The 19354-nt window shown below is 69.1% G+C and carries 16 protein-coding genes, 1 tRNA gene and 1 pseudogene; 10 read left to right on the top strand and 8 right to left on the bottom strand.

The window, feature by feature from the left end; genetic code table 11:
- Window positions 1-237: 237 nt before the first annotated feature.
- From rsmG to rpmH, 6 genes are all read right to left on the bottom strand, one after another.
- Window positions 238-954 carry a 16S rRNA (guanine(527)-N(7))-methyltransferase RsmG gene (gene rsmG / locus ABT300_RS12720; RefSeq protein WP_351674413.1) on the bottom strand — a complete coding sequence of 239 codons (717 nt, stop codon included), beginning with the start codon at window positions 952-954 and terminating at the stop codon, window positions 238-240.
- A gap of 118 nt (window positions 955-1072) precedes the next feature.
- A complete protein-coding gene (locus tag ABT300_RS12715; protein ID WP_351674412.1) occupies window positions 1073-1585 on the bottom strand; it encodes a Jag family protein in 513 nt (170 codons plus the stop codon).
- 14 nt (window positions 1586-1599) lie between these two features.
- Complete coding sequence (gene yidC, locus ABT300_RS12710; protein ID WP_351674411.1) at window positions 1600-2877, bottom strand: membrane protein insertase YidC; 1278 nt, start codon at window positions 2875-2877, stop codon at window positions 1600-1602.
- Window positions 2878-2880: 3 nt separating this feature from the next.
- Window positions 2881-3234, bottom strand: coding sequence for a membrane protein insertion efficiency factor YidD (gene yidD, locus ABT300_RS12705; RefSeq protein ID WP_319276855.1), 354 nt, complete (start codon window positions 3232-3234; stop codon window positions 2881-2883).
- Window positions 3231-3602 (bottom strand): ribonuclease P protein component, encoded by a 372-nt coding sequence (gene rnpA / locus ABT300_RS12700; RefSeq protein ID WP_079041073.1) that lies wholly within the window; start codon window positions 3600-3602, stop codon window positions 3231-3233. Before rnpA ends, yidD begins: the two co-directional genes overlap by 4 nt.
- 21 nt (window positions 3603-3623) lie before the next feature.
- The gene (rpmH, locus tag ABT300_RS12695) at window positions 3624-3761 is read right to left on the bottom strand and encodes a 50S ribosomal protein L34 (protein WP_018846094.1); all 138 of its coding nucleotides are present in this window, start codon (window positions 3759-3761) and stop codon (window positions 3624-3626) included.
- A gap of 376 nt (window positions 3762-4137) precedes the next feature.
- Here rpmH and dnaA point away from each other — a divergent pair, with 376 nt between their 5' ends.
- The 9 genes from dnaA to ABT300_RS12650 all read left to right on the top strand — a co-directional run bounded on the left by dnaA (window position 4138) and on the right by ABT300_RS12650 (window position 17466).
- Entirely contained in the window at window positions 4138-6150 is a 2013-nt protein-coding gene (gene dnaA, locus ABT300_RS12690) for a chromosomal replication initiator protein DnaA (protein ID WP_351674410.1), read from the top strand.
- Window positions 6151-7346: 1196 nt separating this feature from the next.
- Window positions 7347-8477, top strand: a complete 1131-nt coding sequence (dnaN, locus tag ABT300_RS12685) for a DNA polymerase III subunit beta (RefSeq protein WP_319276851.1) — start codon at window positions 7347-7349, stop codon at window positions 8475-8477.
- 216 nt (window positions 8478-8693) lie between these two features.
- Window positions 8694-9569: a phosphogluconate dehydrogenase (NAD(+)-dependent, decarboxylating) gene (gene gnd / locus ABT300_RS12680; protein WP_351674409.1), complete on the top strand. Its 876-nt coding sequence runs from the start codon at window positions 8694-8696 to the stop codon at window positions 9567-9569.
- A 52-nt stretch (window positions 9570-9621) separates the two neighbouring features.
- Entirely contained in the window at window positions 9622-10743 is a 1122-nt protein-coding gene (gene recF, locus ABT300_RS12675; protein WP_351674408.1) for a DNA replication/repair protein RecF, read from the top strand.
- The gene (locus tag ABT300_RS12670; RefSeq protein WP_351674407.1) at window positions 10740-11306 is read left to right on the top strand and encodes a DciA family protein; all 567 of its coding nucleotides are present in this window, start codon (window positions 10740-10742) and stop codon (window positions 11304-11306) included. Before recF ends, ABT300_RS12670 begins: the two co-directional genes overlap by 4 nt.
- A gap of 410 nt (window positions 11307-11716) precedes the next feature.
- A complete protein-coding gene (gene gyrB / locus ABT300_RS12665) occupies window positions 11717-13777 on the top strand; it encodes a DNA topoisomerase (ATP-hydrolyzing) subunit B (protein ID WP_351674406.1) in 2061 nt (686 codons plus the stop codon).
- A gap of 42 nt (window positions 13778-13819) precedes the next feature.
- Complete coding sequence (gyrA, locus tag ABT300_RS12660) at window positions 13820-16411, top strand: DNA gyrase subunit A (RefSeq protein WP_351674405.1); 2592 nt, start codon at window positions 13820-13822, stop codon at window positions 16409-16411.
- Between the two features lie 18 nt (window positions 16412-16429).
- Window positions 16430-17269, top strand: a complete 840-nt coding sequence (locus ABT300_RS12655) for a DUF3566 domain-containing protein (RefSeq protein WP_351674404.1) — start codon at window positions 16430-16432, stop codon at window positions 17267-17269.
- A 123-nt stretch (window positions 17270-17392) separates the two neighbouring features.
- Window positions 17393-17466: transfer RNA gene (locus tag ABT300_RS12650), tRNA-Ile, on the top strand.
- Window positions 17467-17524: 58 nt separating this feature from the next.
- Here ABT300_RS12650 and ABT300_RS44440 read toward each other — a convergent pair.
- Window positions 17525-17646, bottom strand: a pseudogene (locus tag ABT300_RS44440) (site-specific integrase); the annotation flags it as partial.
- A 64-nt stretch (window positions 17647-17710) separates the two neighbouring features.
- Between ABT300_RS44440 and ABT300_RS12645 the strand changes: the two are divergent.
- Complete coding sequence (locus ABT300_RS12645) at window positions 17711-18331, top strand: LysE family translocator (RefSeq protein ID WP_351674403.1); 621 nt, start codon at window positions 17711-17713, stop codon at window positions 18329-18331.
- A 343-nt stretch (window positions 18332-18674) separates the two neighbouring features.
- Here ABT300_RS12645 and ABT300_RS12640 read toward each other — a convergent pair whose 3' ends face one another.
- Window positions 18675-19043 (bottom strand): DUF6344 domain-containing protein, encoded by a 369-nt coding sequence (locus tag ABT300_RS12640; RefSeq protein WP_351674402.1) that lies wholly within the window; start codon window positions 19041-19043, stop codon window positions 18675-18677.
- Window positions 19044-19354: the final 311 nt, after the last annotated feature.

The following is a 19354-nucleotide window of genomic DNA, read 5'->3' as shown; positions in this document are numbered from 1 at the left end:
GTGAACCAGTGAGGCCTGGCCTTCTGTGGAGAAATCCGCCTCTGTGGACAACTCGCGCACCTCATCGAGTGAACCGAGAGGCTTGCGGTCGCGAGGTTCGGCTGCGGCGCGACCGCGACTGATGATGCCGTGGAGCAGTGAGCGACGTTTCACGTGAAACACGATGCACAGCGCCTGCGGCCGGACCGTTGCGACACTCCGCGACGGGGAGGACGGGCAGCTTGTGTGGAGTACGCCTCAGCGACGTCGCCGGGTCCGGCCGGTCCGCGCCGCCTTGGCCCGCTTGGCCGCGAACCGCACACCGCCGGGGCTTTCCCCGACCTCGACGCGCACCACCGTCGACAGCGGGTCGACCACTCCCTCACCGACCTGCAGGATGGAGGTGCCCACCGCGCCCAGCTTGCTCAGGGCGGTGGCCGCACTCTTCAGCTCGTCCTCGGCGGTGTCGCCCTTGAGAGCGAGCATCTCACCGTAGGGCCGCAACAGCGGGATGCCCCAGGTGGCGAGCCGGTCCAGAGGGGCCACAGCGCGGGCGGTCACCACGTGGACCGGTGGCATCGAGCCCATGACCTCCTCGGCGCGGCCACGGGCGACCGTCACATGATCGAGGCCCAGAAGTTCGACGACCTCGGTGAGGAAGTTGGTGCGGCGCAGCAGCGGCTCAAGCAGGGTGATCTTCAGATCCTCCCGCACGAGCGCCAGGGGGATACCAGGCAGCCCAGCGCCCGAGCCCACATCGCACACGGTCACCCCCTCCGGCACGACCTCGGAGAGCACCGCGCAGTTCAGCAGGTGCCTCTCCCACAGGCGAGGCACCTCGCGCGGGCCGATGAGCCCACGCTGCACGCCTGCCTCGGCCAGCAGCTCGGCGTACCGGACCGCATCATCGAAGCGATCGCCGAATACCTCGCGTGCCACATCGGGCGCAGAGGGGAGCTCCGCTGCCTCCGTCACGGGGACCGTCCTTCCGTACCGCATCAGCGCTTCGAGCGCCGACCACCAGAACTATCAGGCTGACAAAGACCGGCCCCGTCTGCACAACAGACGGGGCCGGGGTGATGTTCGTACCGAATCAGTTGGGCAGCACGACGACGAAGCGCTGCGGCTCCTCGCCCTCGGACTCGCTGCGCAGGCCCGCGGCCTTGACCGCGTCGTGGACGACCTTGCGCTCGAAGGGCGTCATCGGCTTGAGCCGTACCGGCTCGCCGCTGTTCTTCGCGTCGGCGGCCGCCTTGGCCCCCAGCTCGGAGAGTTCGGCGCGCTTGTTGGCGCGGTAGCCCGCGATGTCCAGCATCAGCCGACTGCGGTCGCCGGTCTCCCGGTGCACGGCCAGGCGCGTCAGCTCCTGCAGCGCCTCCAGCACCTCACCGTCGCGGCCGACCAGCTTCTGCAGGTCACGGGTGCCCGCGTCGCTGATGATCGACACAGAGGCGCGGTCGGCCTCGACGTCCATGTCGATGTCGCCGTCGAGATCGGCGATGTCCAGCAGACCCTCGAGGTAGTCCGCCGCGATCTCGCCCTCCTGCTCCAGGCGGGTCAGGGTGTCTGCACCCTCGGCGGCGGCGGAGGTGGTGCCTTCCGTCACGGGATGGGCTCCTTCTACTTCTTGGACGGGGACTTGGGGCGCTGCGGGCCGCCCTTGCGCTGCCCGGACTGGGCCTTGCTGCGGCCGGCGCTGCCGGACTTGGGCGTGGCCTGCTTGGCGTCGTCGGCGGCCGAGGAGGGCTTGGCGTCCTCCGGCTCGTCGGACTTGCTCAGCGAGGTGGTCTCACCGGCCGCCTTGGGGGCCGTGGACTGGCGCTGGGACTTCGACTGCCGCTTGGGCTGCTGACGCTTGGCGACCGCATTCGTCTGCGCGCTGTCCTCGGCCTGAGCGGCGGCCTGGGCCTCGCTCTTGACCACATTGCCGTCGGCCTGGGCGGCGAAGCCCACCTTGGTCAGCCCGTTGATGAACTTGCGCTCGGCGTCGTTGCGGTCGCGGCCCTTGGCGACGATGGCCTTGACGATGGCCTTCTCGCTGCGGCGGCGGGTCTTGCCGTGCTGCGTGACGTGCTTGTAGAGGCGCTCCAGGTACGCGGCCTGAGCCTTGGAACCCGGCGTCGGGTTGTTGCGGATCACGTACATCTGCTGGCCCATGGTCCACACGTTGGTGGTCAGCCAGTAGACGAGGACACCGACGGGGAAGTTGATGCCGAAGACGGCGAACATGACCGGGAAGACGTACATCAGCATCTTCTGCTGCTGCATGAACGGCGTCTTCACCGAGGTGTCGACGTTCTTCGTCATCAGCTGGCGCTGCGTGAAGAACTGCGAGGCCGACATCAGGACGATCATGATCGCGGTGACCACGCGGACGTCCGTCAGCGAAGCGCCGAGCGACTCCACCTTCGCCGCGCCGTCGGTGAACTTCGCCGCCAGCGGAGCGCCGAAGATGTGCGCCTTGCGCGCGCTCTCCAGCAGCTGCTCGTTGATGACGCCGATCTGGTCGCCCGTCGCGATGCCGTTGAGCACGTGGTACAGGGCGAAGAAGAACGGGGACTGCGCCAGGATGGGAAGGCACGAGGAGAGCGGGTTGGTGCCCGTCTCCTTGTACAGCTTCATCATCTCTTCGGACTGACGCTGTTTGTCGTTCTTGTAGCGCTCCTGGATCTTCTTCATCTCGGGCTGGAGCGTCTGCATGGCCCGCGTCGACTTGATCTGCTTCACGAAGAGCGGGATCAGGCAGATACGGATCAGGATCACCAGAGACACGATCGACAGGCCCCAGGCCCACCCGGTGTCGGGGCCGAAGATGGACCCGTACACCTTGTGGAACTGGACGATGACCCAGGAGACAGGTGTCGTGATGAAGCTGAAGAGGCTGGCAATCGTGTCCACTAATCATGCTCCTTGGGCATGGGACGGTGTCTCTGCGGCCGGGCCCGAAGCAGTCGGGGCTCCGGTGGCCGTTTCGGCGGCGGAGGTCCCGCCCCTGCGTGCACGCCAGGCGTCACGCAGCATTTCGTGCCACCGCGGGCGCTTGCGCGGCGGAACATGGTCCACGCCGCCGAGCGACCACGGGTTGCACCGCAGGATGCGCCAGGCGGTGAGAGCCGTTCCCTTGATCGCACCGTGTCGGTCGATGGCCGTGTAGCCGTAGTGGGAGCACGACGGGTAGTACTTGCACACCGGCCCGAGCAGCGGACTGATCGTCCACTGGTAGAGCTTGATCAGAGCCAGCAGCGGGTACTTCATCGCGCGCCCCCTCCCAGTAGCCGTACTAGGGCGGCATCCAGGTCTTGGGCCAGCTGTGCGTGGTCGGCGTCGCCCGCCCCGGGCAACGCCCGTACGACTACCAGGCTACCGGGGGGAAACCGGGTGACTCGCTCGCGCATCAGGTGACGCAGCCTGCGCTTGACCTTGTTGCGCACGACCGCGCCGCCCACAGCCTTGCTCACGACGAAACCCGCACGCGTCGGGGGAGCGCTCTCCCCAGGCGCGTGCGGGTCCGTGGCACCGCTTCGAAAATGGACCACGAGGGTCGGGCGGCCCGCCCGACGACCTCGTCGTACCGCGGTCGCGAAGTCCTCGCGCCGCCTCAGCCGATGCTCGGTAGGCAGCACGACGTCATGACCTGATCAGGCTCAGGCGGACAGGTTCGCGCGACCCTTGCTGCGGCGGTTCGCGAGAATCGCGCGACCGGCACGGGTGCGCATCCGCAGGCGGAAGCCGTGGGTCTTGGCACGACGGCGGTTGTTCGGCTGGAAGGTGCGCTTGCTCACTCGGGGGCTCCAGAAATCAATCGGTGGTGGCGGGGTGCCGTCCTGGCTGTCACCGTGCGCCCACGAGGTAGCTCGCGGTCAACGCCCGAGTGCACCGCTTCCCGATCACCTGACGCGATCTGTGCCCATCGGAGGCAGGCGGCAGCAGCCATCGACAACTCGACCTGGTTACGGTACGCGCGGCTACGCCATCCGGTCAAACCGGCGGTCACAGGGAGACACTGTCCACAGCCTGGGGACAACAACTTGAACCGTACCCGCCGCCCTGACTACCGTGGCTGAACTCCGATTCGTTCCGTTGTCCCTGCCCCGCCCCATATGAATCCCGACCGTCCCACACTCACACGTTCGTGGGACCCACGAGAGAGCGTGCCCTGTGGCTGACGTGCCTGCCGATCTTGCCGCAGTGTGGCCACGAGTACTGGAGCAGCTCCTCGGGGAGGGACGCGCCCAGGGCGTCGAGGTGAAGGACGAACGCTGGATCCGCCGCTGCCAGCCGCTCGCGCTGGTCGCCGACACCGCCCTGCTGGCCGTGCCGAACGAGTTCGCCAAGAGCGTCCTCGAAGGCCGCCTCGCGCCGATCGTCAGCGAGACGCTGAGTCGCGAGTGCGGCCGCCCGATCCGCATCGCGATCACCGTCGACGATTCGGTCGGCGAGCCTTCTCCCCCTCCGGCGCCGTCGGCGTCGCAGCACGCGCGCTACGACGAGCAGGAGCTCCCCGCCGGGCCCTACGACGGCCAGGACGGCCCGGACGACCGGTACGAGTCCGGGAACCAGCCCGCCTACGAGGGCCGGTACGAGGGCTACGGCCGGCACCGCGGCGACCAGCTGCCCCCGGGACCCGGCGACCAGCTGCCCGGCACGCGCCCTGACCAGCAGCCGGGCCCCCGCGCGGACCAGCTGCCCACCGCGCGGCCCGCCTACCCGTCGGAGTACCAGCGCCCCGAGCCGGGCGCCTGGCCGCGGCCGCAGCAGGACGAGTACGGCTGGCAGCAGCAGCGGCTCGGCTTCCCCGAGCGCGACCCCTACGCGTCGCCCTCCTCCCACGACTCCTACGGCGGGGCCCCGGCCCAGGACCCCTACGGTTCGCCCTCGCAGGACTCCTACGGGCCGCCGTCCCAGGACTACCGTCCCCAGCCTGTGGACCGTCCGCCGTACGACCGCAGCCGCGCGGAGTACGAGCCGTCGCGCTCCGACTACGACCAGCGCGACCACGGCCGGCGTGAGCTGTCCGAGCCGCCGGCCGGTCCCGGGCACCCGCACCGCGGCGGCCCGGCCGGCCCCGGCCAGGGCGGCGCGGGCGGGGCCGCGGGCTCGTCCTCGCAGTCACCCGCGACGGCCGGACCCGGCGAGCCGACGGCCCGGCTGAACCCGAAGTACCTCTTCGACACGTTCGTCATCGGCGCCTCCAACCGGTTCGCGCACGCGGCCGCCGTCGCTGTCGCCGAGGCGCCCGCGAAGGCCTACAACCCCCTGTTCATCTACGGGGAGTCGGGCCTCGGCAAGACGCACCTGCTGCACGCCATCGGGCACTACGCGCGGAGCCTCTACCCCGGCACGCGCGTGCGGTACGTGAGCTCGGAGGAGTTCACCAACGAGTTCATCAACTCCATCCGGGACGGCAAGGGCGACAGCTTCCGCAAGCGGTACCGCGAGATGGACATCCTGCTCGTCGACGACATCCAGTTCCTCGCGGACAAGGAGTCGACGCAGGAGGAGTTCTTCCACACCTTCAACACGCTCCACAACGCCAACAAGCAGATCGTGCTCTCCAGCGACCGGCCGCCGCGCCAGCTGGTCACCCTCGAGGACCGGCTGCGCAACCGCTTCGAGTGGGGTCTGACCACCGACGTCCAGCCGCCGGAGCTGGAGACGCGCATCGCGATCCTGCGCAAGAAGGCGGTGCAGGAGCAGCTCAACGCCCCGCCGGAGGTGCTGGAGTTCATCGCCTCGCGGATCTCCCGCAACATCCGTGAACTGGAGGGCGCGCTGATCCGGGTGACGGCGTTCGCGTCGCTCAACCGGCAGCCGGTGGACCTGGGCCTGACGGAGATCGTCCTCAAGGACCTGATCCCCGGCGGCGAGGACTCCGCCCCCGAGATCACCTCGACGGCCATCATGGGCGCGACGGCCGACTACTTCGGCCTCACCATCGAGGACCTCTGCGGCACCTCCCGCGGGCGCGCGCTGGTCACGGCCCGGCAGATCGCCATGTACCTGTGCCGCGAGCTGACGGATCTGTCGCTGCCGAAGATCGGCGCGCTGTTCGGCGGCCGCGACCACACGACCGTGATGCACGCGGACCGCAAGATCCGCAATCTGATGGCCGAGCGGCGCTCCATCTACAACCAGGTGACCGAGCTGACGAACCGCATCAAGAACGGCTAGACACGGCGGCAGGCGGGGACTGAGCGCGCCGTCGCGTGTCCCCGGGCAGAAGAGCGCTGCCGCGCACCGCGACGAGGGCGCCCCCGGAGAAGCCTCCGGGGGCGCTTCTCGTCGTTCTGCGGGTCGTGCGGCGCTCGCCGTCCCGGCCGCCCACGGCCACCTCGCGACCGCCCCCGCGCGACCGTAGCGGCCCCGGAGCCCCGTCTGACGACCCGCCAAGTCCACGCACGGCGACGTTCCCGGGCTCGCGGGACGACTCTGCGCGGGCCGTCCGCGACCCTTCGCGCCCCCGTACGCCGCTCCCTCACACCCCGTACGCCGCCCCGCGCGGTCCCCCGCGTCCCCTCGCGACCCCTTCGCGGTCCCTCGCGGCACATCCGCCCGTCGTACGCCGGCCGTACAGCGCTCACCCGCTGTTCGAATACAGGGCGGGGTTACGGCCTCCCTCCACAGATTCGGCGACTTTCTCCCGTCCACACCCTGGGGACCGGGAAGTTGTCCAGACTGTGTCCACAGGCGAACGGGGTGCGGGAGGATCTCACCAGGTCACCTGGTTGTGGATTCGTGGACGAAGGATGTCCACAGGCTGTGGACAAAGAAATGATCCACAGCCTGTGCACCGAGTTGTCCACCGGCCGCCCACAGGACCAGGCCGGTTGTCCCCAGCGATCTTGAGCTTCTCCACATGTCTGTCCACTGTTCGGCAACGCGGCGCGCGTTCTCACCGGGGCGAGTGAAAGGCGTCACACCAAGGTGCCGGAGTGCCCTGTGGGAAACGGCGCCAAACCTGGGGACGGCGCTGGGGAGAACTCGCCCCTCCCTGTGCACGGTGTGTGCAGAACTTTCTGTTCTCCACAGAAGGCCCCGGTTGTCCACCGGCTCCACCCACAGGGTCGGTGGACAAAATATTGCCTCTGAGCTGCGAAAACGCAGTTATCCACCGTATCCACAGCCCCTACTACTACTCCCGACTAGAGAGAGCGAGAAATCCGTTTAGAAGGGGGTCCTGTGCACAACTCGCTCTTCGGCGCCCGGCTGCCCCTCGTCACGACTTGACCCCGAGGGGCACCTACTGTCAGTGCGGTGCGTCAGACTGGTCCCCGGTGGTCCTGCCCCGCACCGGGGCCGATCACACCGAGACAGCGACGCAAGCCAGGCAGGGCGAGAAGCGCCGGCAACAGCAGGAGGCGGCAAGAGTGAAGATCCGGGTGGAACGCGACGTACTCGCGGAGGCCGTGGCCTGGGCGGCGCGCAGCCTCCCGGCCCGCCCGCCGGCGCCGGTCCTCGCCGGCCTGCTGCTGAAGGCGGAGGACGGACAGCTGAGCCTGTCCAGCTTCGACTACGAGGTCTCCGCCCGCGTCTCGGTGGACGCCGAGACCGAGGAGGAGGGCACGGTCCTCGTCTCCGGCCGGCTCCTCGCCGACATCTGCCGGGCCCTGCCCAACCGCCCGGTGGAGATCTCCACAGACGGTGTACGGGCGACGGTGGTCTGCGGTTCCTCGCGGTTCACCCTGCACACGCTGCCGGTGGAGGAGTACCCCTCGCTGCCGCAGATGCCGAACGCGACGGGCACGGTCCCCGGCGAGGTCTTCGCCGCCGCGGCCGCCCAGGTCGCCATCGCCGCCGGGCGCGACGACACGCTGCCGGTGCTGACCGGCGTGCGCATCGAGATCGAGGGCGACACCGTCACCCTGGCCTCCACCGACCGCTACCGCTTCGCCGTCCGCGAGTTCCTGTGGAAGCCGGAGAACCCGGAGGCCTCCGCGGTCGCCCTGGTGCCCGCCAAGACGCTGCTGGACACCGCAAAGGCGCTCACGAGCGGCGACAGCGTCACCCTGGCGCTGTCCGGCGGCGGTTCGGGCGAGGGCCTGATCGGCTTCGAGGGCGCGGGCCGTCGTACGACGACGCGCCTCCTGGAGGGCGACCTCCCGAAGTACCGCACGCTGTTCCCGACGGAGTTCAACTCCGTCGCGGTGATCGAGACCGCCCCCTTCGTGGAGGCCGTCAAGCGCGTGGCCCTGGTCGCCGAGCGCAACACCCCGGTGCGGCTCAGCTTCGAGCAGGGCGTGCTGATCCTGGAGGCCGGTTCCAGCGACGACGCACAGGCTGTGGAAAGGGTCGACGCCCAGCTGGAGGGCGACGACATCTCGATCGCCTTCAACCCGACCTTCCTGCTGGACGGCCTGAGCGCCATCGACTCGCCGGTCGCACAGCTGTCCTTCACGACGTCCACCAAGCCCGCGCTGCTCAGCGGCAAGCCCGCGCTGGACGCGGAGGCGGACGACGCCTACAAGTACCTGATCATGCCGGTGCGGCTGAGCGGCTGAGCGGTCGGCACGCGCGCGTGGGCGGCCCGGTCGCCCCAGGTCGTCCACAGGCTGTGGCCGAACGGCCCCGGTCTGTGGACGAAGCCGCAGGTGGGCGGCGGGATGGGCGGTACGTCTGAGCGCGTATGCCCACAGGTGTGCGTGAGGGTCCGGGTTTAGGCTCGGACCGGGGCACGAGGTGCCCCACACGCCACACAGCGACCTAAGGAACAACTGATGGAGCTCGGTCTCGTCGGCCTCGGCAAGATGGGCGGCAACATGCGCGAGCGGATCCGCCGCGCCGGCCACACCGTCGTCGGATTCGACCGCAACCCCGACCTCGCGGACGTCCACAGCCTCGAAGAGCTGGTGGGCGAGCTCAAGGGCCCGCGGGTGGTCTGGGTGATGGTTCCGGCAGGCGCCGCCACCCAGTCGACCGTCGACGAGCTCGCCGAGCTGCTGGAGCCCGGCGACGTCGTGGTGGACGGCGGCAACTCCCGCTGGACGGACGACGAGAAGCACGCCGAGGAGCTCGCCGCCAAGGGCATCGGGTTCGTCGACTGCGGTGTCTCCGGCGGCGTCTGGGGTCTGGAGAACGGCTACGCGCTGATGTACGGCGGCGACGCGGAGAACGTCGCCAAGGTGCAGCCGGTCTTCGACGCGCTCAAGCCCGAGGGCGACTTCGGCGCGGTGCACGCCGGCAAGGTCGGCGCCGGCCACTTCGCCAAGATGGTCCACAACGGCATCGAGTACGCCATGATGCAGGCCTACGCCGAGGGCTGGGAGCTGCTGGAGAAGGTCGACTCGGTCACGGACGTGCGCGAGGTCTTCCGGTCCTGGCAGGAGGGCACGGTCATCCGGTCCTGGCTGCTGGACCTGGCCGTCAACGCCCTCGACGAGGACGAGCACCTCGACAAGCTGCGCGGCTTCGCCCAGGACTCCGGCGAGGGCCGGTGGACGGTCGAGGCGGCCATCGACAACGCCGTGCCGCTGCCCGCGATCACGGCCTCGCTGTTCGCGCGCTTCGCCTCCCGGCAGGACGACTCGCCGCAGATGAAGATGATCGCCGCGCTGCGCAACCAGTTCGGCGGCCACGCCGTCGAGAAGAAGTAATCCACAGGGTCGCCCCGCGATCCACAACCCTGGGGGAGGTCGGGACACGACCATGCACGTCACGCATCTGTCGCTGGCCGACTTCCGCTCGTACGCCCGGGTCGAGGTTCCGCTCGACCCGGGCGTCACCGCTTTCGTGGGCCCCAACGGGCAGGGCAAGACGAACCTCGTCGAGGCCGTCGGCTACCTCGCCACCCTCGGCAGCCACCGGGTCTCCTCGGACGCGCCGCTGGTCCGCATGGGCGCGGACCGCGCGATCGTCCGGGCCCAGGTCAAGCAGGGCGAGCGGCAGCAGCTGATCGAGCTGGAGCTGAACCCGGGCAAGGCAAACCGGGCCCGCATCAACAGGTCGTCCCAGGTCAGGCCACGTGACGTGCTGGGCATCATACGGACGGTGCTGTTCGCGCCGGAGGACCTGGCGCTGGTGAAGGGCGACCCCGGTGAGCGGCGCCGCTTCCTCGACGAGCTGATCACCGCGCGCTCCCCGCGGATGGCAGGGGTGCGCTCGGACTACGAGCGGGTGCTCAAGCAGCGCAACACCCTGCTGAAGTCCGCGGCGCTCGCGCGCCGGCACGGCGGCCGTTCCATGGACCTGTCGACGCTCGACGTGTGGGACCAGCACCTCGCGCGCGTGGGCGCCGAGCTGCTGGCCCGGCGGCTCGACCTGGTCGCCGCCCTCGGGCCGCTCGCCGACAAGGCGTACGAGCAGCTCGCGCCCGGCGGCGGACCCGTGGCCCTGGAGTACAAGCCCTCCGCGCCGGGAGAGGCGCACACGCGTGACGACCTCTACGAGCAGCTGACGGACGCCCTCGCGCAGGCCCGCAAGCAGGAGATCGAGCGGGGCGTCACCCTCGTCGGGCCGCACCGGGACGATCTGGTGCTCAAGCTCGGTCAGCTGCCCGCCAAGGGGTACGCCTCGCACGGCGAGTCCTGGTCGTACGCGTTGGCGCTGCGGCTCGCCTCGTACGACCTGCTGCGGGCGGAGGGCAACGAGCCGGTCCTGGTCCTGGACGACGTCTTCGCGGAACTGGACGCCCGCCGGCGGGAACGGCTGGCGGAGCTGGTCGCGCCCGGCGAGCAGGTGCTGGTGACGGCCGCGGTCGACGACGACGTGCCCCATGTGCTCGCCGGGGCGCGGTACACGGTGTCCGAGGGGTCGGTGGAGCGCGTATGAGCGCCGCCGGCGCCGCCGACGGGCCCGCCCCGAAGCGGGCCCCTGAGCCGAATCGGGCGCCCGAGCCGTCCGGCGTCGACCTCGCGCGCGTGGCGCTCAGGGCGGCCCGGGAGCAGGCACGCGCGCGTGGGGACGCGGCGCAGCAGAAGAAGCAGGTCCGGCGCGGGGCGGGGCTGCGCTCCGGGGCGCGCGCCGACGGCCGCGACCCGATGGCGCTGGGCGCCGCGATCAACCGGCTGCTCAACGAGCGCGGTTGGGAGGCGCCGGCCGCGGTGGGCGGGGTGATGGGCCGGTGGCCGCAGATCGTCGGCGAGGACGTGGCGAAGCACTGTGTGCCGGAGCGGTACGACGACGAGGAGCGGACGCTGATCGTGCGCTGTGACTCGACGGCCTGGGCGACGAACCTGCGGCTGCTCGCCCCGACGCTGGTCGCGCGCCTCAACGAGGACCTGGGGCACGGAGCGGTGCGGTTGATCAAGGTGCTGGGCCCGGGCGGCCCCGTGCGCCGCTACGGGCCTCTGAGGGCCCCCGGAAGCACCGGTCCGGGCGACACCTACGGGTGAGGTGCATCACGTCTTCGCAAGGCCGGGCGGTCCCTTCGCGACCGTCCGGCCTTCGTTTCGCGCGCCCGCGCACGGGTGCGCGCGGTGACCTGACTCCCAAGTAGCCAAGGGTTGACACCCGAAAGCGCTGAGTGCCGCTGTGAGCCTCTTGGAGCCCCCTTCCGTATATCGGGACCCGGAAGACGCCGGTTGAGGGCGGCACATGCGGACTCAGGTACCGGCAAACCCCCATCAGTGTCAGTGCTACCGGTAGACTGGAAGCCAATCCCGCCCCGAACGTGGGGACCGCCCGGGAGAAGTCGAGCAACGCTGATCAAGGCTGACCAACGCAACATGCCGCAGCCGCTCCGGCAACCCTCTCCGGAGGGGTCCCCAGAGCCTGGCTAGTGCTGTGCCAGAAAGGGCGCTTCGTGGCCGATTCCGGCAACCCCAACGAGAACATCCCGTCCACCGACGCCGGCGTGAACAGCGAGGCGAACGCCTCGGGCCACGAGGTCACCGCCTCGTACGACGCCAGCGCCATCACCGTCCTCGAGGGTCTGGACGCGGTCCGCAAGCGACCCGGTATGTACATCGGCTCGACCGGCGAGCGCGGTCTGCACCACCTGGTGTACGAGGTCGTCGACAACTCGGTCGACGAGGCCCTGGCCGGCCACGCCGACACCATCGACGTGACGATCCTCGCCGACGGCGGCGTGCGGGTCACCGACAACGGCCGAGGCATCCCGGTGGGCATCGTGGCCTCCGAGGGCAAGCCGGCCCTCGAGGTCGTGCTGACCGTGCTGCACGCGGGCGGCAAGTTCGGCGGCGGCGGCTACGCGGTCTCCGGCGGTCTGCACGGCGTCGGCGTCTCCGTCGTCAACGCCCTGTCGAGCAAGGTCGCCGTCGAGGTCCGGACCGACGGCCACCGCTGGACGCAGGACTACAAGATGGGCGTGCCCACCGCGCCGCTGGCCAAGCACGAGGCCATCGAGTTGACCGGCACGTCGGTCACCTTCTGGGCGGACGCCGACATCTTCGAGACCACCGAGTACTCCTTCGAGACGCTGTCGCGGCGCTTCCAGGAGATGGCGTTCCTCAACAAGGGCCTGACGATCAAGCTCACCGACGAGCGCGAGTCGGCGAAGGCCACCGCCGGGGCGGACGAGGCGGGTGCGGACGAGAAGGACGAGGTCAAGACCGTCACGTACCACTACGAGGGCGGCATCGTCGACTTCGTGAAGTACCTCAACTCCCGCAAGGGCGAGGCGGTGCACCCGACGATCATCGACCTGGAGGCGGAGGACAAGGAGAAGAGCCTGTCCCTCGAGGTCGCCATGCAGTGGAACAGCGGCTACAGCGAGGGCGTGTACTCCTTCGCCAACATCATCCACACGCATGAGGGCGGCACGCACGAGGAGGGCTTCCGCGCGGCGCTGACCAACCTGGTCAACAAGTACGCGCGCGACAAGAAGCTGCTGCGCGAGAAGGACGACAACCTCACGGGCGACGACATCCGCGAGGGTCTGACGGCGATCATCTCGGTCAAGCTGAGCGAGCCGCAGTTCGAGGGGCAGACCAAGACCAAGCTGGGCAACACGGAGGCCAAGACCTTCGTGCAGAAGGCGGTCTACGAGCACCTCAACGACTGGCTGGACCGCAACCCGGTCGAGGCGGCGGACATCGTCCGCAAGGGCATCCAGGCGGCCACCGCGCGCGTGGCGGCCCGCAAGGCCCGCGACCTGACCCGGCGCAAGGGTCTGCTGGAGTCGGCGTCCCTGCCGGGCAAGCTCTCCGACTGCCAGTCCAACGACCCCACCAAGTGCGAGATCTTCATCGTCGAGGGCGACTCGGCCGGCGGCTCGGCCAAGTCCGGCCGCAACCCGCAGTACCAGGCGATCCTCCCGATCCGCGGCAAGATCCTCAACGTCGAGAAGGCGCGGATCGACAAGATCCTGCAGAACCAGGAGATCCAGGCGCTGATCTCGGCCTTCGGCACGGGCGTGCACGAGGACTTCGACATCGAGAAGCTGCGCTATCACAAGATCATCCTGATGGCGGACGCCGACGTCGACGGCCAGCACATCAGCACCCTGCTGCTGACCTTCCTGTTCCGCTTCATGCGGCCGCTGGTCGAGGCCGGGCACGTGTACCTCTCCCGTCCGCCGCTCTACAAGATCAAGTGGGGTCGCGACGACATCGAGTACGCGTACTCCGACCGTGAGCGCGACGCGCTGATCGAGATGGGCCGCCAGCGCGGCAAGCGGGTGCGCGAGGACTCCATCCAGCGCTTCAAGGGTCTCGGCGAGATGAACGCCGAGGAGCTGCGCGTCACGACGATGGACCAGGAGCACCGCGTCCTCGGCCAGGTCACCCTCGACGACGCCGCCCAGGCCGACGACCTGTTCTCGGTCCTCATGGGCGAGGACGTCGAGGCGCGCCGCGCCTTCATCCAGCGCAACGCCAAGGACGTCCGCTTCCTCGACATCTGAGTCGGTCTCAGCTGACCGCGTCAGAAAGGATTCCCCCCAGCAATGACCGACGAGAACACTCCCGTCAGCCCTGAAGAGGGCGGCATCGTGATGCGCATCGAGCCCGTCGGGCTCGAGACGGAGATGCAGCGCTCGTATCTCGACTACGCGATGTCCGTCATCGTCTCGCGTGCGCTGCCGGACGTCCGCGACGGCCTCAAGCCCGTCCACCGCCGCGTCCTTTACGCCATGTACGACGGCGGCTACCGGCCCGAGCGCGGCTTCTACAAGTGCGCCCGCGTGGTCGGCGACGTCATGGGCAACTACCACCCGCACGGCGACAGTTCGATCTACGACGCGCTGGTGCGCCTCGCGCAGCCGTGGTCGATGCGCATGCCGCTGGTGGACTCCAACGGCAACTTCGGCTCACCGGGCAACGACCCGGCGGCGGCCATGCGGTACACCGAGTGCAAGATGGCGCCGCTGTCGATGGAGATGGTCCGTGACATCGACGAGGAGACCGTCGACTTCACGGACAACTACGACGGCCGCTCCCAGGAGCCGACCGTTCTGCCGGCCCGCTTCCCGAACCTGCTGATCAACGGCTCGGCGGGCATCGCGGTCGGCATGGCGACCAACATCCCCTCGCACAACCTGCGCGAGGTGGCGGCCGGCGCGCAGTGGTGCCTGGAGAACCCGGAGGCCTCCCACGAGGAGCTCCTGGACGCGCTGATGGAGCGCATCAAGGGCCCCGACTTCCCGACCGGCGCCCTCGTGGTCGGCCGCAAGGGCATCGAGGAGGCGTACCGCACGGGCCGTGGCTCGATCACCATGCGGGCGGTCGTCGAGGTCGAGGAGATCCAGAACCGCCAGTGCCTGGTGGTCACGGAGCTGCCCTACCAGGTCAACCCCGACAACCTCGCGCAGAAGATCGCCGACCTGGTGAAGGACGGCAAGATCGGCGGCATCGCGGACGTCCGCGACGAGACGTCCTCGCGCACGGGCCAGCGCCTGGTCATCGTCCTGAAGCGGGACGCGGTCGCCAAGGTCGTGCTGAACAACCTGTACAAGCACACGGACCTGCAGACGAACTTCGGCGCCAACATGCTGGCGCTGGTCGACGGCGTCCCGCGCACGCTCTCCCTGGACGCGTTCATCCGTCACTGGGTGGCGCACCAGATCGAGGTCGTCATCCGCCGGACGAAGTTCCGGCTGCGCAAGGCCGAGGAGCGGGCGCACATCCTGCGCGGCCTGCTGAAGGCCCTGGACGCCATCGACGAGGTCATCGCGCTGATCCGGCGCAGCGAGACCGTCGACGTGGCGCGCACGGGCCTGATGGGGCTCCTGGAGATCGACGAGATCCAGGCCAACGCCATCCTCGAGATGCAGCTGCGCCGGCTGGCCGCCCTGGAGCGTCAGAAGATCATCCAGGAGCACGACGAGCTGCAGGCGAAGATCACCGAGTACAACGAGATCCTCGCCTCGCCGGTCCGTCAGCGCGGCATCGTCAGCGCCGAACTCGCCGCGATCGTCGAGAAGTACGGCGACGACCGCAAGACGATGCTGGTGCCCTACGACGGCGACATGTCCATCGAGGACCTGATCGCCGAGGAGGACATCGTCGTCACCGTCACGCGCGGCGGTTACGTCAAGCGCACCAAGACGGACGACTACCGGGCGCAGAAGCGCGGCGGCAAGGGCGTGCGGGGAGCGAAGCTCAAGGAAGACGACATCGTCGACCACTTCTTCGTCTCCACCACGCACCACTGGCTGCTGTTCTTCACCAACAAGGGCCGTGTCTACCGGGCGAAGGCGTACGAACTGCCGGACGCCGGGCGGGACGCGCGCGGTCAGCACGTCGCGAACCTGCTGGCCTTCCAGCCGGACGAGGCGATCGCCGAGATCCTCGCGATCCGCACCTACGAGGTGGCGCCCTATCTGATCCTGGCCACCAAGGGCGGCTTGGTGAAGAAGACGCCTCTGAAGGATTACGATTCGCCGCGTTCCGGCGGTGTCATCGCGATCAACCTCCGTGAGACGGAGGACGGTTCCGACGACGAACTGATCGGAGCCGAGCTCGTCTCGGCGGACGACGATCTGCTTCTGATCAGCAAGAAGGCGCAGTCGATCAGGTTCACCGCCACGGACGAAAGCCTGCGGCCCATGGGCCGTGCCACCTCGGGTGTCAAGGGCATGAGCTTCCGTGAGGGAGACCAGCTCCTCTCGATGAATGTTGTTCGACCCGGTACGTTCGTGTTCACTGCCACAGACGGCGGGTACGCGAAGCGGACCGCCGTCGACGAGTACCGCGTCCAGGGTCGCGGCGGCCTCGGCATCAAGGCCGCCAAGATCGTCGAGGACCGTGGGTCTCTCGTCGGCGCGCTGGTGGTCGAGGAGACCGACGAGATCCTCGCCATCACGCTGGGCGGCGGTGTGATTCGTACGCGAGTCAACGAGATCAGGGAGACGGGCCGTGACACCATGGGCGTCCAACTGATCAACCTGGGCAAGCGCGATGCCGTCGTCGGCATCGCCCGTAACGCCGAGGCGGGGCGCGAGGCGGAAGAGGTCGACGGCGGAATCGCCGCGGACGACACCGCCGAGGCGGCCACGACCGCCGGCACGGACGAGGGTGAGTCGCCCTCGGCCGAGTAGCACGAGGAGAGAGTCATCGTGAGCGGAGCCACGGGCGCCGGTACGTCTGCCGGCACGGGCAAGAACGGCGGCGGCCGTGGCTCCGCCGCGTCGACGGGGGACGCGCGGACGACCGACGCGCGGGGCGCGGGGGGCGCCGAGGGTCGTGCGGCCGACACCCACACCACCCAGCTGAAGGCCATCAAGGCCCCCGTAGCGGACTCGCCCTCCACCGGCTCGCAGCCGCCCAAGGGACCCCAGGGCTCCTCCGGCGCGCGGGCCGCCCAGACCTCTCAGGCAGGATCCAAGGCCCCTCAGGGGGCCCAGGGGGGGACCGTGACGGACACCCGAGGCGGGCAGGGCAAGCAGGAGGCGTCGCCGCTTCCCGGTGAACGGCAGCCGCAGCAGCCTGCGGGGCCCTACCACCCGCCGCAGGCCTACCCCACCCAGGCGCCCCCGGCGGCCGACACGGTGCGCCGACCGCGTACGGGCGCCCGCACCACGCCCCGCGTGCGCAAGGCCCGGCTGCGCGTGGCGAAGGCCGACCCGTGGTCGGTGATGAAGGTGAGCTTCCTGCTCTCCATCGCGCTGGGCATCTGCACGATCGTCGCGGCGGCCATGCTGTGGATGGTCATGGACGCCATGGGCGTGTTCTCGACGGTCGGCGGCACGATCTCCGAGGCGACCGGCTCGAACGAGTCGAACGGCTTCGACCTCCAGTCGTTCCTGTCGCTCCCCCACGTGCTGATGTTCACGTCGATCATCGCGGTCATCGACGTCGTCCTCGCGACGGCCCTCGCGACCCTCGGCGCGTTCATCTACAACCTCTCCGCGGGCTTCGTCGGCGGCGTCGAGCTGACCCTCGCAGAGGACGAGTGACCTCGCTCGTCGGCACGTCCGCGCAACCCGGCCGAGGCCCCGTGATCACCGATTTTGGGACTGCCCGCGTCGTGCGCTAATCTTCAGGAGTCAGCGCGCGGGACACACTCCGCAGAGCGCGGCGGGGCTATAGCTCAGTTGGTTAGAGCGCATCCCTGATAAGGATGAGGCCACAGGTTCAAATCCTGTTAGCCCCACATGCGAGAAGACCCCCAGTCGATACCGGCTGGGGGTCTTTGGCATCCACGGCTGACATCAGCCGATGAGTGGATCTTCCAGAAGCTCGGCGAGCGTGCGCGGAGGATCGGCTGTGCGACCTTGGGGTGCACCTTCAGGAAGGCCAGCAGAAGCCCGAAGGTGTGCCGGCCGAGGCGGACGGGGGTGAGGGCAGCGGTGAAGCAAGCCGGCCGCGGGCTTGCAGTCGGGTGGGATGATGAGCGCATGTTCGTGCAATTCCTTGCCGCAGCCGGTGTGCTTGCTCTTCTGACCATGGTTCCCGGCCCGGACATGGTTGTCGTGACGAAACGAGCCGTGGCATGCGGCTGGCGGGACGGGCTACGCACGGTCGGGGGCATCATCGCCGGGCTGCTCGCCTGGGGCCTGCTTACCGTGGTTGGGCTGGCGGCAGTACTGGCTGCATCTGCTACTGCTTACACAGCGGTCAAGCTGGTCGGAGCCGTTTACCTGGTCTTCCTTGGAGTGCAGGCGCTGCTTCACAGTCGGCGGCACCGTACTGGCACCCCCGTACCAGACAATGCCGTTCCGAAGGGGAGTCCGTGGCGTACGGGCTTCGTGAGCAACATCTTCAACCCGAAGATCGCTGTTTTCTATACGGGCCTGCTGCCTACGCTCGCGCCTTCCGGCTTGGCGCCGCATACGGGAATGGCTCTTCTTGTTCTCCTGCATGCTGTGCTCACCCTCGTCTGGCTCGGCAGCTATGTGCTGCTGCTGGCCAAAGCCCGCGCCTTCTTCCAGAAGCCCGTCGTGCGACGGGGCATGGATCGTGTCACCGGCGTCGTTCTGATCGGATTCGGCATCAGGGTTGCCGCGACGCAGCCCTGACCATTTCGCCATAGGGGCGGGCTGACTTGTCAGGGGGCGTGGAGACCGTGACGCCAGCGGCTGACACCAACAGACGCGGACGCCAGCGCTGGGCGCCGAATGTGAGCGAACCATGAGTCGAGGGCTCCAGCGTGTTGACAGACGCCGCCTGCTCCTCCGCCGCCGACGTCGGGGGAGGAGCATGGACGTTCCGGCTTCCCCCTTCGCTGGCCGACGGTTCGCGTGTCCGGGGCGGGGAAACGGGTGGGGGCACGGCGAAGGCCCGGTGGCTCCTGGGGAGCTGCCGGGCCTGCTCGTGCGGGCTGTACGCAAGTTCGCCGTCACGTCGGGAGTGGTGGGGGGCTCAGTTCTGCTGGAGGGCGGCCGGTTCGGCGGGGTCCTCAGGGGTGCAGGACGTCGTGTGCTCGGCCGCTTCCGTGTCCGGCAGACCGTGGTGGCGGCAGCTGGGGGACTTGCCGTGAGCCTCGGCGCTGATGCGCTGCTTCATCGTGGGGGGCAGGGAGCGTGCCTGGGACCAGAGCCAGGTCGTCGATGACGACGCCGTCGGCCGGGCCGGCTCTTGAGCGGCGCCGAAGCTCTCCGCGCTGCGTGCCGGCTCGGTCGCGGCCGCGGCCGTCGCGGCGGCCGTCGTGATCAGTCCGAGCGCCGTGCACAGCGCGAGGAAGGCGGTGACGATGGCGGTCCACAGCTTCATGACGCGGTTGTCGGTCATGGCCCCTCACTTTCGGGTTGGGCGATTTGCGTACTTTCCTCATGATGTGTAGAGAGGCCGGGAAGTTGTGGACCGACGCTCGTGGCGTGGCGTTGTTCCGATGAACACCACTCGGATGGGTGTAAGAGTGGATGAAAAGCCAGAAAAGACAGCGAACGAGTACCAGCAGGGTCAAAAGTCACCCTCTGTGGAGATGTGATCACCCTCCGATCGGAGCGGTCCGATCCGCTTCTACTGCGCTGCCGAAGGCGGGAGTTGAGGGCGGACGCAGGTCACCGATCGGTATCGGTCGGTGTGTATAGTCGGGCGCC

Source organism: Streptomyces sp. NPDC001027, assembly GCF_040299045.1.
Taxonomy (GTDB): domain Bacteria; phylum Actinomycetota; class Actinomycetes; order Streptomycetales; family Streptomycetaceae; genus Streptomyces.
This window is presented reverse-complemented; position numbering and strand designations above follow the sequence as displayed.